Origin of the sequence: Streptosporangium vulgare (assembly GCF_042428775.1) — a bacterium.
Classification (GTDB): domain Bacteria; phylum Actinomycetota; class Actinomycetes; order Streptosporangiales; family Streptosporangiaceae; genus Streptosporangium; species Streptosporangium vulgare.
Genome location: NZ_JBHMBS010000028.1, coordinates 57,210 through 70,632 on the forward strand (window position 1 = coordinate 57,210; position 13,423 = coordinate 70,632).

12 protein-coding genes are annotated in these 13,423 nt (G+C 72.1%); 5 read left to right on the plus strand and 7 right to left on the minus strand.

Annotation, left to right across the window (positions count from 1 at the left end; translation table 11 throughout):
- Positions 1-100: 100 nt before the first annotated feature.
- From ACFFRH_RS36295 to ACFFRH_RS36315, 5 genes are all read right to left on the minus strand, one after another.
- Positions 101-1,858 carry an ABC transporter ATP-binding protein gene (locus ACFFRH_RS36295; protein ID WP_386162018.1) on the minus strand — a complete coding sequence of 586 codons (1,758 nt, stop codon included), beginning with the start codon at positions 1,856-1,858 and terminating at the stop codon, positions 101-103.
- Complete coding sequence (locus ACFFRH_RS36300) at positions 1,855-3,579, minus strand: ABC transporter ATP-binding protein (protein ID WP_386162019.1); 1,725 nt, start codon at positions 3,577-3,579, stop codon at positions 1,855-1,857. The genes ACFFRH_RS36295 and ACFFRH_RS36300 overlap by 4 nt, the downstream gene beginning before the upstream one ends.
- Positions 3,580-3,938: 359 nt before the next feature.
- Positions 3,939-5,087, minus strand: a complete 1,149-nt coding sequence (locus tag ACFFRH_RS36305) for a serine hydrolase domain-containing protein (RefSeq protein ID WP_344749818.1) — start codon at positions 5,085-5,087, stop codon at positions 3,939-3,941.
- Between the two features lie 122 nt (positions 5,088-5,209).
- A complete protein-coding gene (locus ACFFRH_RS36310; protein WP_344749819.1) occupies positions 5,210-5,695 on the minus strand; it encodes a Clp protease N-terminal domain-containing protein in 486 nt (161 codons plus the stop codon).
- Positions 5,692-5,928, minus strand: coding sequence for a hypothetical protein (locus ACFFRH_RS36315; RefSeq protein ID WP_344749820.1), 237 nt, complete (start codon positions 5,926-5,928; stop codon positions 5,692-5,694). The genes ACFFRH_RS36310 and ACFFRH_RS36315 overlap by 4 nt, the downstream gene beginning before the upstream one ends.
- Positions 5,929-6,083: 155 nt before the next feature.
- On the opposite strand from ACFFRH_RS36315, the gene ACFFRH_RS36320 reads away from it, so the two are divergent.
- On the plus strand, positions 6,084-6,497 hold the full coding sequence (locus ACFFRH_RS36320; RefSeq protein WP_344749821.1) for an SgcJ/EcaC family oxidoreductase: 414 nt from the start codon (positions 6,084-6,086) through the stop codon (positions 6,495-6,497).
- A 60-nt stretch (positions 6,498-6,557) separates the two neighbouring features.
- Here ACFFRH_RS36320 and ACFFRH_RS36325 read toward each other — a convergent pair whose 3' ends face one another.
- Positions 6,558-7,577, minus strand: coding sequence for a LacI family DNA-binding transcriptional regulator (locus tag ACFFRH_RS36325; RefSeq protein ID WP_344749822.1), 1,020 nt, complete (start codon positions 7,575-7,577; stop codon positions 6,558-6,560).
- A gap of 188 nt (positions 7,578-7,765) precedes the next feature.
- Here ACFFRH_RS36325 and ACFFRH_RS36330 point away from each other — a divergent pair, with 188 nt between their 5' ends.
- Positions 7,766-9,691: an Ig domain-containing protein gene (locus tag ACFFRH_RS36330; protein WP_344749823.1), complete on the plus strand. Its 1,926-nt coding sequence runs from the start codon at positions 7,766-7,768 to the stop codon at positions 9,689-9,691.
- Between the two features lie 179 nt (positions 9,692-9,870).
- Here ACFFRH_RS36330 and ACFFRH_RS36335 read toward each other — a convergent pair whose 3' ends face one another.
- Entirely contained in the window at positions 9,871-10,353 is a 483-nt protein-coding gene (locus ACFFRH_RS36335; protein ID WP_344749824.1) for a winged helix-turn-helix transcriptional regulator, read from the minus strand.
- A 120-nt stretch (positions 10,354-10,473) separates the two neighbouring features.
- Between ACFFRH_RS36335 and ACFFRH_RS36340 the strand changes: the two genes are divergently transcribed.
- The 3 genes from ACFFRH_RS36340 (at position 10,474) to ACFFRH_RS36350 (ending at position 13,423) form a co-directional block, all read left to right on the plus strand.
- Positions 10,474-11,067 (plus strand): dihydrofolate reductase family protein, encoded by a 594-nt coding sequence (locus ACFFRH_RS36340; protein ID WP_344749825.1) that lies wholly within the window; start codon positions 10,474-10,476, stop codon positions 11,065-11,067.
- Positions 11,068-11,216: 149 nt separating this feature from the next.
- A complete protein-coding gene (locus ACFFRH_RS36345; protein WP_344749826.1) occupies positions 11,217-11,519 on the plus strand; it encodes a DUF3432 domain-containing protein in 303 nt (100 codons plus the stop codon).
- 8 nt (positions 11,520-11,527) lie between these two features.
- Positions 11,528-13,423, plus strand: a complete 1,896-nt coding sequence (locus tag ACFFRH_RS36350) for a glycoside hydrolase family 127 protein (RefSeq protein WP_344749827.1) — start codon at positions 11,528-11,530, stop codon at positions 13,421-13,423.

Consider the following 13,423-nt stretch of genomic DNA (forward strand, 5'->3'; position numbering starts at 1 on the left):
AGGCGCCCGGAGGTTCGTCTCCCCGTCCAGGGCCCGACTCCTTGGTCCGGCCCGACTCCCAGGCACAGCGCTACTTCCTGGCCCGGCGCGACTTCCGGGATCAGCGCGACTCCCACGCCTCCCAGAGACGGGCGTAGCGGCCCCCGGCGGCGACCAGCCGTTCGTGGGGTCCCTCCTCGACGATCCGCCCGTGCTCCAGGACGACGACCCGATCGGCGGAGACGGCCTGGGTCAGCCGGTGCGCCACGACCAGGGTGGTCCTGCCGAGGGTGGCCGCGGCGGCCGACTCCTCCAGCAGGCGCGCGCCCATGCTGCCCGCCTCCGCGGTGGCCTCGTCCAGCACCGCGACGGCCGGGTCGGCCAGTACCAGGCGGGCGAGGGCGAGCTGCTGCGCCTGGGCGGGCGAGAGCTCGTGACCGCCCTCCCCGACCACGGTGTCGAGGCCCTCGGGCAGCGCCAGCGCCCATGACAGCGCCCCGACCGTCTCCAGCGCCGAGGTGACCTGCTCGGCGGTCGCGCCGGGGCGGGCCAGCCGCAGGTCCTCGACGAGGGGACCGGCGAAGACGTGGGTCTCCTGCGTGATGATCGCCACGTGCCCGCGCAACCTCGCCGTGTCCAGCGAGGAGGGCGGCACCCCGCCGATCAGCACGCTGCCGCCGGTCGGGCGCAGCGACCCGGCCGCGACGGCGGCGAGGGTCGACTTGCCCGCGCCCGTCGAGCCGACCAGGGCCACCCGGGTCCCGGCGGGCACGCGCAGGGTGACGCCGTGCAGTACCTCGGCGGAGCCGTCGTAGCTGAAGCGCACGTCGGCCAGGTCGAGCGAGGCGTCGGCCGGCGCCGGTCCTCTCTCGGGTTCGGGAGCGGACTCCAGGTGGGCGACGCCGACCAGCCTGGCCAGGCTCGCCCCGGCCGCCTGCACCTCGTCGAAGACGAACAGCAACATGCCGATCGGGTTGAACAGCCGGTGGAACAGCACGGCCGCGGCGGCGGCCTCGCCGACGGTGACGGCGTCCGCGCGGACCAGCAGGAAACCGGCGACCAGGATGGTGGTGAGGCCGAGGAACTCGGCCCTGTTGACCCGTCCCACGAAACGGGTGAACAGGTCCAGCACCCCCACCGACACCTCCCGCGAGGCGCGCGAGGCGGTGTCGACGGCACGCAGGTGACCTTCCTCCACGCGGTAGGCGTGCACCGTCCGCACGCCCTGCATGCTCTCCACCAGCCGTTGCGACGAGCGCGCGACCGCGACGCGCTGCCTGGCGTAGTAGGGGGCGGCCCGGGGCAGGTACCAGCGCAGCGCCAGCGCGTACAGCGGCACCGAGACGGCGCCGGCCAGGCCGAGCCGCCAGTCGAGGCCGGCCATCGCGGCCAGGCTCAGCGTGCCGAGCAGGAGCGAGGCGATCACGCCGGGGATGACGTCGGAGACGGCCTTGGTGACCTCGGCGGCGTCCGCGCTGACGCGGGACAGCAGGTCGCCCTTGCCCGCGCGTTCCAGCCTGGTGAGCGGGAGCGTGAGGGCACGGGCGACCGTACGCTCGCGCAGGGCGGCGAGGACCTGGCCGCCCAGCCTCGCCACCAGGTAGGACGTCACCCCGGTGGCCGCGCCGCCGGCGAGGGCCGACAGCGTGATGACCACGGCGACCGCGACGATCACCGCGGTGCCCGACTGCTCGCGCACCCGGTCGACGAGGATGCCCATCACGTACGCGGGGACGACCGACGCCGTCGCGCCGAGCACGCCCACGAGCAGCGTCACGGCCACCGTGCCGCGGCGCTCGCGCAGTTCGGCGCGCAGCCAGCGCCAGGTCTCGGCGCCGCTCGCGACCGGCAGCAGGTCCTGTTCTCCCGGTGAGCTCATCGCTGAACCGCCCGCCTGTAGTCGTCGTCGGTGGCCCCCAGCTCGGCGTGTGATCCCTCGGCGACCACCTTGCCGTCGTCCAGCACGAACACCCGGTCGGCGGCGGCGAGCAGGGCGGGGCTGCTGGTCACCACGACGGTGGTGAAGGTGCCGCCGTCGCCGGGGTGGCGCAGGGAGCGCAGGCCCCGGGCGATGCCCTGTTCGGTGACCGCGTCCACGGCCGTGGTCGGGTCGTGCAGCACCAGGATCGGCGGGCGGGCCAGCAGCGCCCTCGCCAGGGCCACCCGCTGGCGCTGGCCGCCCGACAGGCTCGCGCCCCGCTCCACCACCTGATGTTCCAGGCCGTCGGGATGGGCGGCGACCACGTCGTCGGCCGCCGAGGCGGCCAGGACCGCCGCGAGCTCCTCCGGGCTCCCCGGCTCGCCGCCCATGGTCAGGTTGGTGGCGAGGGTGCCCTCGAACAGGTCGGTGTGGTGGGGCTCGACGAGGATCCGGCCGCCGATCCGCACGCTCCCGCCGTACTCGGCGGGGTCCACCCGCCCGGACAGCACCCGTACCAGCGCGTCGGCGTCGGCGGGGCGGTGGGCCATCACCCCGACGAACTCGCCGGGCCCGGCCACCAGGTCCACCCCCGCGAGCGCGTCGTAGCTCAGCCCGGAGACCTCCAGCCCGGGAAGGCCCGCGTCCGCCGAGCCCGCCGAGCCCGCCGCGTCGGCGTCGTCGGTCCGCGGGGCACCGGGCAGCAGCGGCGGCGCGCCGGCCACGCGCGCCACCCGGTCGGCCGAGGCGCGCGCCTCGGCCACCCAGCCGGGCACCAGCGTCAGCGTGCCCACGGGTTCCATCAGGAACTGCGCCAGCCCGATCACCGTGAGGAACTCGCCGGCGGAGATCTGGCCGCGCAACGCGAACCACCCGGCGAGCACCGCGACCCCGCTCGCCAGCAGCGCGCCGCCCGCCCCGGAGACGGCCGCGTAGATTCCCTGGGTACGGCCGGCCCGCAACGCGGCCGCCAGCGAGAGACGGCTGACCCGCGCGTACCGCTGGGAGGCCGCCGCCTCGGCACCGATGCCCCGCAACGGCCGCACGCCGCTGACCAGGTCGGTCGCGAGCGACGCGGCCCGACCGGCCAGCTCCTGCTGGGCGGCGACGTGCCGGGTGATGTACGGCGTGCCGACGTGCAGCGCCAGCAGCGTCAACGGCGTGGCCACCAGGACGGCCACGCCGAGCGGCAGGTCGATGAGCAGCAGCGTCACGGCGCACACCGCCGCCGCGACCAGCGCCCCGACCGCGCGCGGCAGGTAGTCCAGGAGCTCGGAGGTGTTGTCCGCGTCGTTGGAGGAGATCGTCAGCAGCTCGCCCGCGCGCAGGCCGGTGTCCAGGCCGCGCGGATCGATGATCTTCGCGGCGAGTTCCAGGCGCAGCAGGTGGGCCTCGTGGGCGATGGCGCGCATGAGGGTCCGCGCGCCGTACCGGTAGGCCATGCTCAGCGCGGTGAACAGCGCGGCCAGCGCGGCGAGCCACCACAGCAGCGACCCGCCGTCGCCCGGGCCGATCGCGCGGTCGACGATCACCCCGATGAGGATCGGCACGCTCGCCTCGCACACCTGGTGCAGGCTGAGCAGCAGGGTGCCCGCGCCCAGGCGCGCGGCGTTACGCCTCATGGTCCTGCGCAGGACGCTCGCCCCGGTCATGCTCGCGCCGGTCGTGCGTGCCCCGGTCATGCCCGCTCCTGTCATCCCCGCCCCCGTCACGCGCGTGCCCGTCCGGCCGGCGGCCACGCGGAACAGGTCTCGCCCAGGCTCACGGTCACCACCGTCCGGGGATGGTCCGGGTGCCCGGGGTGAGGGGCGGCGCGCACGCGACGACCGGCGGAGCCACGCGGGCCCGTACGGCGGGAGAGGGATCGCGCGGGGGACATGCAACACTCTTTCGGGCGGCTCTGGACGGGCGGGGACGGAGAGCTCGCCTGAAGTAGGTTAGCCTTCCCTAAGGGGAAGTGAGCCTAACTGGATCTCGCTAATTTCGACAAACCGGACATCTCGCGATCAGTGGGGTGCCGGGTTCCCCGTTCGCCCCTCGGTCACCCGCTCGCACCGTCCGGTGATGAGGCGTCCGGTGACGAGGTGGCTGGGCGGAAGGGCGTCTCGAAGAGCGTGGTGAAGGTCTCCTGGAAGTCGTTCCAGTCGCCGTTCAGGTTGCCCACCAGCACACGGGTGCCCTGGCGGTCGCCCATCGCGTACGACATCGAGCCCTGGATGAAGCCGCCGCCGCCCCAGAGCGTGACCCCGCACGGGAGCCTCTGGGAGTAGACACCGAGGCCGTACCCGGTGTCCGGGACCCAGCCCGAGCCCTCGGTCGAGACGGTGGTGAACATCTCCTCCTGCTGGGCGGGCGGTAGGAGACGACCGCCCAGCAGGGCGTTCAGGAACCGGTGCAGGTCCGAGGTCGTCGAGACCATGCCGCCGGCGGCGCCGGCCCAGCTCACGTTCATCTCGGTCACGTCGTGGATCTCCGCGCCGGGGCCGCTCTCGCCCAGCTTGGAGTAGTGACGGGCGTGCGGGGCGCGAACCGTCGTCTCCTCGGCGCCGGGGAGGTACGTTCCGGTGAGGTGGAGCGGGCGGGCGAGACGGTGCTCGACCTCCTCCGCCAGGGTCGCGCCCGTCACGAGCTCGACGATCATCCCCGCGAGGCTGTAGTTGACCTTGGAGTAGACGAAGCGCGTCCCCGGCTCCTCCGGGGGCGCGGGCTCCTGGCCGAGGACGGCGTCGGGGAGCCCGCTGGTGTGGTTGAGCAGCTGTCTGACGGTGATCCCGGTGCCGTCCGCGCCGAGGTGCTCCTCCACCACGCCGGGCAGCCACTTCGCCACCGTGTCGTCCAGCGTCAGCCTTCCCTCGGCCACCAGTTGCAGGACGACCGTGCCGGTGAACGCCTTGGTGAGGCTTCCGATGCGGAAGTGCTCACCCGGCCGGCGCTCGCGGCCGGTCGTCATGTCGGCCACCCCCGCCGTGCCGAACCACGGTGCCGAGCGGGTGTCCCTGAACTCGGCGACGACGCCGGGGCAGCCGCCACCGGCCACGACCCGGCCGAGCGCGCGCCGGATCCCGGCGTGGTCGCGGTTCCCGGCGTGGCCGCGGTCGCGGGCGGCCGCGGAGGGGGGAGTCGTCATGGTGGCTCCCGCCACCGTCAGGGCGACGGCGAGCAGGCCGGCGCGGGCATGGAACATCGACATTCTGCCTCCTTGGCATGGGGCTGGAAGGACTGGAGATCGGAAGGGGCCGGGCACGGCGAAGGAGGGCCGCGGACAGAGGCGTGAAAGGCGGCCGGAGGCAGTGGAAGGTGCCGGTGCGGCCGCTACCCGAGGTCGCCGTTCTCGATGGCGGTGTGGAGGCGGGTCAGCAGGTCGGCGCGGTCGACACCGGCCAGGGCCAGCGCGCGTGGCACCGTGCCGACCTCGGCTCGCAGGATCCCGAGCAGCACGTGCACCGGTCGCAGATCCTTCTTGCGGGTGACCGAGGCGAAGCTCCGCTCGAGGGCGAGCCTGCCCGTCGCCCCCATGGTGGGCGGGCGCCTGAGCGTGGTGCTCGGGGCCGGGAGGCCGAAGGAGGCGGGGGAGACCCCGACCGTGCTCAGGCTGTGCTCGAATTCCCGGTCGAGGGCGGCCCGGACCGTCTGGTGGTCGAGGCCCGCGGAGGCCAGGAGCCGCTGCGGGGCGGTGCCCGTCTGGGCCGCGACGGCCAGCAGGAGGTGGTGCGCCTCGACCGTGGCCGATCCGTGCCGCTGCGCCTCCATCGCCCCCTCCGTGAGGACCGTGTGGAGATATCTGTCGAACGGCTTCATGGTGAACGTCTCCTCAGCGTGACGCCCGCGGCGATGAGCCGCTTGGCGTGCTTCCGGTGGACCGCCTGGCGGGTCACGCCGAGCGCCTCGGCGACCTGCGGCCAGCTCCAGCCCGCGCGCATCGCCCGCTCGACGGCGGCGTCCTCCAGTTGGTCGGCGAGGCGCCGCAGCGCCACCACGGCCGCCAGCGCGTCGGCGGGGTCCTGGGAAGCGGGAATGTCACTCGCGGGCATGTAAGCAACATTAATTGACTAATCCGGTATTAGTCAACATGGGTTGCTTAGGGGTGATGGATCGCGCTTGACCTCAGGTCAGGTTGAGGATGCAGGGTTCTCCTCGGGGGCGATCGGCCCCCGCACCACCGAACGCCTGAACGGGGAGAACCGACATGAGCGCTGATCCGTCCGAGGAGGCCGCCATCCGCCGGGTGGTCGCGGACGCCGTGGAGTTCCAGAGCGACGTGGACAGGTTCGTCCCCCTGCACACCGCCGAGGTGGCCGTCGTCAATTTCGGCGGCCGACGGGTGGCGGGACGCGACGTGCTGGCCGAGGCGATGCGCCAGGCCCTGGCGTCGCCGCTGGCCGACGTGACCACCACGGTCGAGGTCGAGGACGTCCGCTTCCTGCGCGAGGACGTGGCGATCGTGGCGAGCGTCAAACACGTCCACGACCGGCGGCGGGAGACCGGCGGCGCTCCGGTGGGCGCGCTGCCCGCCACCTCGGGGCGGCTCACCTACGTGATGGTCAAGGAGGACGGCGCCTGGAGGATCGCCTCCGCCCAGACCACGCCGATCCTCACCTGAGCAGTCCCTGTCACCTGGCCCGCCCCCGTTCGTGAAGGCGGGACCGTTCCCGTCAACCGGTCACGTGGGGTTGGCGCGGGAGGATTCGCGCAGCACGAGGCCACACGGTACGGTCAGCACGCCGCTCGGCCGGGGAGCGCCGCCGATGGCGCCGAGCAGGTGCTCGGCGGCGACCCGCCCGATCTCGCCCAGGCTCATGTCGACCGTGGTCAGCGGCGGCCTGCAGCCCGTCGCCATCGGCTCCCAGTTGTCGAACCCCACCAGCGCCACGTCGTCGGGGACGCGCCGCCCGCGGTCCCTGAGGGTCTCGCAGACCCCGCGGGCGATCTGGTCGCTGCCACAGAAGATCGCGTCGACCTCGGGGTGCGCCCTCAGCAGGATGTCGGCGCCCTGACGCCCCCACTCCTCGCTCCACTCGCCGAACAGCGGCTCACCCGCGGACCGCAGCCCGGCCTGCGCCAGCGCGCTCGACATGCCCTCCGCCCTCCGCCTGGCCGCCTCGAACCGCCGCGGACCCGTCACGTGACCGATGCGCGAGCGTCCCGTGGCCAGGAGATGCCGGGCGACCAGCGCGCCCCCGCCGAGGTCGTCGGGGATGACGGAGAAGTCGGAGTCGCTGGTCGACCGGGTCATGGCGTACACGACGGGCACCGGCAGGTCGGTGCCGATGCTCGGGCGGGGTTCGGTGCGGCGGCCGGTGACGATGATCCCCTCGACGCGGCGGGCGAGCAGCCGCTCGACGTAGTGCTGTTCGCGGATCGGGTCGTCGCGCGTGTCGCACATGAAGACGGAGATCTGGCCCGCGCCCAGCGCGTCCTCCACGCCGAGCATGACAGGGATGCTGAACCTGCCGAAGCTGTCGCACGACACCAGGCCCACCGTGTAGGTGCGCCCTGAGAGCAGCCCCCGCGCCATCGCGTTGGGCCGGAAGCCGAGCTCCTCCGCCACGGCCGCCACCCGGGCCCGTGTCTCCTCACGCAGCTTGCCGCGCCCGTTGAGCGCCTTGGAAGCCGTGCCGATCGACACGCCCGCGGCCGCGGCCACCTCGCGGATCGTGACGGCAGCCACCTGTTCGGACAAGCCTTTTCCTTTCAGTGGTACGGCGGGCAGAGCCTCGGGCAAGCGCTTTCTTGGTCGGCCTCCGACTATTGACTCTCCGCTCATATTAGATCTACCTTCCATGAGGAAAACCTATTCCTTATGTTTCCTTCAGGTGGCACGGGGGAGCGCGCGACGCCCCTCGCAGGTATCAGGAACCGGAGCCCGCCATGAGACGAACACTCCTCTCGTCAGTCCTGCTCTCCTCCATGCTGGTCGGCGTGCCGGCCGCGCATGCCGCTCCCACCGCCGAGGTCGTCGACATGTTCGGCAGGACCGTCAACGGCTACGGCGTCAAGCTGGTGGACTGGGAGGGATACCTCGCCAACCCCTACGTCGAGCTCACCGTACGTCCCCCGCAGGACGTGCCGTTCCCGGTCACGATCGACCTCAAGGCCGAGGGCACCTCCAGGCTGATGATGGACCTGCCCAGCCAGCTCACCGCCACCGGCGCGACCAAGAGCCTGACGTTCGCCAACGCCTCCGAGCGGAAGACCTTCAAGCTGGCGATCCACTCCAAACGGGGTCCGGGCACCGACGAGCAGCACACGCTGAGGCTCACCACCAGGGCCGCGAACAACACGACCTACCAGCAGACCATGCCCATCCGGGTCCAGCAGGACCAGAAGACCGTGCTGGAACCCACGATCCCGATCAACTTCGACTACCGCTACGACACGATCACCGGCTACTTCTCCAGCCAGCCCTTCAGGACCGCGGCGGAGGAGGCGGTGAAGGACTGGTTCAGGTTCTTCGACCTGCAGCCCTTCGACACGGTGGCCGCGGGGGCCGAGAACAACCACCTGCCGGGCAACGACTGGCAGAACACCGTCTCCGTCACCAACAACGCGGCCTACAACGGCATGTGGGTGTACTTCCGGGGCATCCAGACCCCCTACTCCACCGGCTACCCGGCCGCCAACGGCAAGTACCACGCCAGGAACGGCCAGCAGCTGCCCGGCCCGATCCACCGCTCCACCGCGATGATCTTCGAGTACGACGAGGCGGGCAAGCAGCTCTTCACCTCCCTGGCCGACGAGGACTGGTACAAGACCGAGATCCAGGGGCCGGTGCTCGACGTGCACGGCCTGGTCATGCACGAGTACGGTCACGCCGTCGCCTTCCACAGCGACTGGGCGGGGATGCGGGACTACGTCAACACCTCCGGGGCCGGCGACCAGGACGTCATCGACTACATGGGGCACCCGGTCCCGCTGGACAGCAGCTACCACATCCCGGGCACGCAGGCCAGCTGGGACCGGCTCAGCGGGCAGAGCGGCGGCTGGACGCACCTGTTCCCGACGCGCCGCTGGATGCTCACCAAGCTCGCCCTGCTGGTCGCGGAGAACGCCGGCTGGAAGGTGAACCGCAATCTCACGCCGTTCCTCAAGCCCGCCATCGTCACCACCGCCCTGCCCCAGGTCACCGCGGGTCAGCCCTACCAGCAGACACTGGCCGCCAAGGGCGGCGTCCCGTTCTACGACTGGCGGGTGACCGGCGGCGCGCTGCCCGCCGGGCTCAGCCTCGACAGGTTCACCGGGACGATCAGCGGGACGAGCACGGCGGCCCCGGGCACCTACTCGGCCACCGTCCAGTTGCGTGACTACGACAGTCTCAGCGCCCCGGTGACCAGGACCTTCCAGATCACCGTCGGCGGCACCGCGCCCGTCAACCAGGCGCGGAACGCGACCGCGTCGGCGTCGTACACCTCCGGCTGGGAGAGCGTCACGGCGATCAACGACGGCATCGACCCACCCTCCTCCAACGACACCACCAACCCCCGCTGGGGCACCTGGCCACAAACCGGCCAGCAATGGGCCGACCTCACCTGGACCTCGACCAAAACCCTCAACCGCGCCGACGTCTACTTCTTCGACGACGAAGACGGCATCGACATGCCCGCCTCCTGGAAACTCCAGTACTGGAACGGCACCACCTACACCGACGTCCCCGGAGCGAGCTCCTACCCCCTGGCCAAGAACCAGTACAACACCGTCACCTTCCCCGCCCTGCCCACCACCCGCCTACGCGTCCTGCTCACCGCCACCGCAACCAGCTCCGTCGGCCTCCTCGAAGTCAAGGCCTACGGAACCTGACCCCACCCCGTGAGGGGCGCGCCGAGACGGCGCGCCCCCACGATCCACGTGAAGGGGAGGCCGGCACGGCACCCCCTCCTCCGGCCGGGCGTCCCGGTGCGCCGGGCGTCCCCGCTCGTCCGGCAGGGTGTCCCGGTGAACCGTCCCCGTTCGTCCGCGGGTGACCGGGAAACGGGGCCTCAGAGCGCCGCGGTGTAGGCCTGGGCGAGGCGTTCCAGCACGCCCGGGCCGTCCCGTTCCGGCGCCGGTTCGCCGAGGTGCACGGTCCGCAGCTCGGCCATGAACTCCTCCCACAGCTCCGGCCCGCCGGCCGCGAGCAGCTCCGCCCGCACCCGCAGCCGCTTCGTGGCCGGCCGGTGGCGCAGGCCCCACTCACCGAGATGGGCGAAGACGGGCACCAGCCGGATCGACGCCTCGGTCAGGCTGTAGGCGGCCCGCCGTCCGGGCCCCGCGTTCTCGCGGGTCAGCAGACCGGCGTTGACCAGCCGCTTCAACCGGTCGGCCAGGATGTTGGAGGCGATCCCCTCCTCCGAGCCGGTGAGCAGCTCCCTGAAGTAGCGCCGATTCCCGAACATGATGTCCCGCAGCACGAGCAGGCTCCAGCTGTCGCCGAACGCCTCGACCGCGGCATTGATCGGACACCCCGAACGCGCCGCCTCCACCACCTCGTACCCCGCTTCCGGATACTTCTGACGCCCTCAATCTGGTTGCAATTTACCATCGGCATGGCCTAGCGTGAGGCAACCGATTGCAAAATGCAATCAGATAGCAGGAGGCGACGAATGGGTGACACCGAGCCGCAGACCGCCGACGGAAAGGTGCTCTGGCACTTCACGATGTCGCTGGACGGATTCGTGGCGGGGCCGGGCCACGGGATGGACTGGATGACGGGGATCTCGTCCCGTCCGGGCCTGATCGACGAGTACGTCACGACCACCGGCGCCGTGCTGGGAGGCCGGGACGGCTGGGACCTGTTCCCGGACCCGGGCGGCGTGTACGGCGGTGCCTGGAAAGGGCCGCTCTTCGTCCTCACCCACCACCCCGAGGACGCGAAGCCCGCCGACGGCGTCACGTTCCTGAGCTGCGACCCGGCCGAGGCGGTGCGGATCGGGCTCGCGGCGGCCGGTGGCAAGAACCTTGAGGTCTTCTCGCCGACCATCGGCCGCCGGCTCCTCGAACTGGGGCTGATCGACGAGATCGACCTGCACATCGCGCCGGTCCTGCTCGGCGACGGCGTCCGGCTGTACGACAATCCCGGCGGCGTCCCGATCCGCCTCCACCGAGTCGGCGACGGCGACCCCACGCTGGTCGTGAACGTCCGCTACCGGCCCGTCACGACAGCGAAGACCTCGGCCGGAAGCGCGCGGAGCGACTGAGCGACGGCGGCGGGCGCTGGGCGAGGGGGGTGGGGCGGAAATCGAACGGCTCGGCTGCGGCCGTCCCCCGGACCCTCGTCGCGCCGAGCCTTCTGTCGCGGTCGTTGAGCGCTTCGGACGCGGCCCCGATCGACGTCCCGGCGGCGGCCGTGACCTCCCTGATCGCGACCGCCTTCCCGGAGCCGGCCGTCACCGCCTTCTCGAGCCCGGCCGTGGTCTCCTTCCCGGACCCGGCCGTGGCCACCTTTCCGGACCCGGCCGTGGCCACCTTTCCGGGCTCGCGGCAGGATCGGGCAACTGTTTTCCTCCTTGGACGAGGCCGTACCCCGCGCGATATCCGCTTGCTAACAGGGGAAATACAAACTCTTGACCGGTGCCGCATCACACCCTACCTTCGGTTTGAGAAAACCTATTCTCTGTTTTCCGAGAGTTTTCGTTTCCGCTCGGCGTGAGGAGCTCGATGGGTGCCTTCCACGAACAGGTCCGCGGCCCCGCCGTACCGACTTCGGGGTCCCGGGCGGTGCAGCGCCCGCTGGGGGTCGGCGAGGTGGTGATCACCGGTGGTCCTCTGGGGCGCCGGCAGGAGGTCAACCGCGCGGCGAGCATCCCGCTCGGGCTGGTCCAGATGGAGCGGGCGGGCAGCCTGCCCAACCTCAGGCGCGCCGCCGGCACGGAGGGCGGGGAGTTCCAGGGCTACCGCTTCCAGGACTCCGACCTCTACAAGCAGCTGGAGGCGGTGGCCTGGGAGTACGGCAGGGCGCCCGCCGCCGAGTACGAGGAGTTCGTCGACGAGGCGGCGCGGGTGCTCGCCGCGGCACAGCGCGCCGACGGCTACCTCAACTCCCACTACCAGGTGGTCAGGCCGGACAGGATCTACGCCGAGCTCGAATACAGCCACGAGATGTACTGCGCGGGCCACCTGTTCCAGGCGGCGGTGGCCGCGGCCCGCGTCGGGGTGGGCGAGGAGCTGGTCGCCGTCGCCCGGAGGTTCGCCGACCACCTGGTCGAGGTGTTCCTGCGGGGCGGCGACGACGGCATCGACGGGCACGCCGAGGTCGAGTCCGCGCTGGTGGAGCTCTACCGGCTGACGGGGGAGGGCTCCTACCTGGAGCTGGCCGGGAAGCTGATCGACAACCGGGGAAAGGGACTGATCAAGGACAGCGGCATGGGCCCCCTCTACGCCCAGGACCACCTGCCCGTCAGGGAGGCCGACACCCCGGTGGGGCACGCGGTGCGCCAGCTCTACCTGGAGGCCGGGATCGTCGACGTCTACCTGGAGACGGGCGACGAGTCGCTGCTGGAGTGCTCGGTGCGGCGCTGGGAGGACATGGTCGCCACCAAGACCTATCTCACCGGCGGCGTGGGCTCCCGCCACGACGGCGAGGCGTTCGGCGAGCGCTACGAGCTGCCGCCGGACCGCGCCTACAACGAGAGCTGCGCGGCGATCGCCTGCGTCCACTGGAACTGGCGGCTGCTGCTGGCCACCGGCGAGGGACGCTACGCCGACCTGATCGAGCGCGTCCTCCACAACGCGCTGGCCGCCTCCACCTCGGCGGACGGCGTCCGGTTCTTCTACGTCAACCCGCTCCAGCGCAGGAGCGACCTGGCCGAGGACGCCTACCTCGGGCGGCGGCGCGACTGGTTCGCCTGCGCCTGCTGCCCGCCCAACATCATGCGCACGATCTCCTCGCTGGGACACTACGTCGCCACGACCGGCGACCGGGCGCTCGTCGTGCACCAGTACGCGCCGGGGGTCATCCGCTCCGGCGAGTTCGAGCTGTCGGTCGCCACCGACTTCCCGTGGGACGGCAGGGTCACCTTCACCGTCGAGCGGGCGCCGGAGCGGGAGTGGGCGCTTCGCCTCCGCGTTCCCGCGTGGAGCGCCGTCACCACCGTGGACGGGCTGCCCGCCACCCCGGACGGCAGCGGGTACGTCGCCCTGGAGCGCGCCTGGCGTCCCGGCGACACGGTCGAACTCGGCCTGGACCTGACGCCGCGCCTGGTCCACCCGCACCGGCGGATCGACGCGGTACGGGGGAGCGTCGCCCTCCAGCGGGGGCCGCTCGTCTACTGCTTCGAGCAGGCCGACCAGGACGTCGACGTCGAGGAGCTCGCGCTGAGCCCGGAGGCCGAGCTGCGCGTGCTCGACAAGGACGACCTGCCCGGCGTCGGCAGGACCGTCCTCATCGAGACCGACGCCCTCGCGATCACCCAGCCCGGCGACGGCCTGCCGTACCTCACCACCCCCGTCGCCCCCCTCGCGACCGGCACGCACGTGACCGCCACGGCCGTCCCCTACTTCCAGTGGGACAACCGCGACGGCGGCGCGATGCGGGTCTGGCTCCCCCTCGCGTGA

Coding starts and splice junctions, on each gene's coding strand:
- ACFFRH_RS36340 (WP_344749825.1), top strand. CDS start 10,474: ATGGGTGACACCGAGCCGCAGACCGCCGACGGAAAGGTGCTCTGGCAC.
- ACFFRH_RS36330 (WP_344749823.1), top strand. CDS start 7,766: ATGAGACGAACACTCCTCTCGTCAGTCCTGCTCTCCTCCATGCTGGTC.
- ACFFRH_RS36315 (WP_344749820.1), bottom strand. CDS start 5,928: ATGCCCGCGAGTGACATTCCCGCTTCCCAGGACCCCGCCGACGCGCTG.
- ACFFRH_RS36320 (WP_344749821.1), top strand. CDS start 6,084: ATGAGCGCTGATCCGTCCGAGGAGGCCGCCATCCGCCGGGTGGTCGCG.
- ACFFRH_RS36295 (WP_386162018.1), bottom strand. CDS start 1,858: ATGAGCTCACCGGGAGAACAGGACCTGCTGCCGGTCGCGAGCGGCGCC.
- ACFFRH_RS36305 (WP_344749818.1), bottom strand. CDS start 5,087: ATGTCGATGTTCCATGCCCGCGCCGGCCTGCTCGCCGTCGCCCTGACG.
- ACFFRH_RS36310 (WP_344749819.1), bottom strand. CDS start 5,695: ATGAAGCCGTTCGACAGATATCTCCACACGGTCCTCACGGAGGGGGCG.
- ACFFRH_RS36350 (WP_344749827.1), top strand. CDS start 11,528: ATGGGTGCCTTCCACGAACAGGTCCGCGGCCCCGCCGTACCGACTTCG.
- ACFFRH_RS36300 (WP_386162019.1), bottom strand. CDS start 3,579: ATGACCGGGGCACGCACGACCGGCGCGAGCATGACCGGGGCGAGCGTC.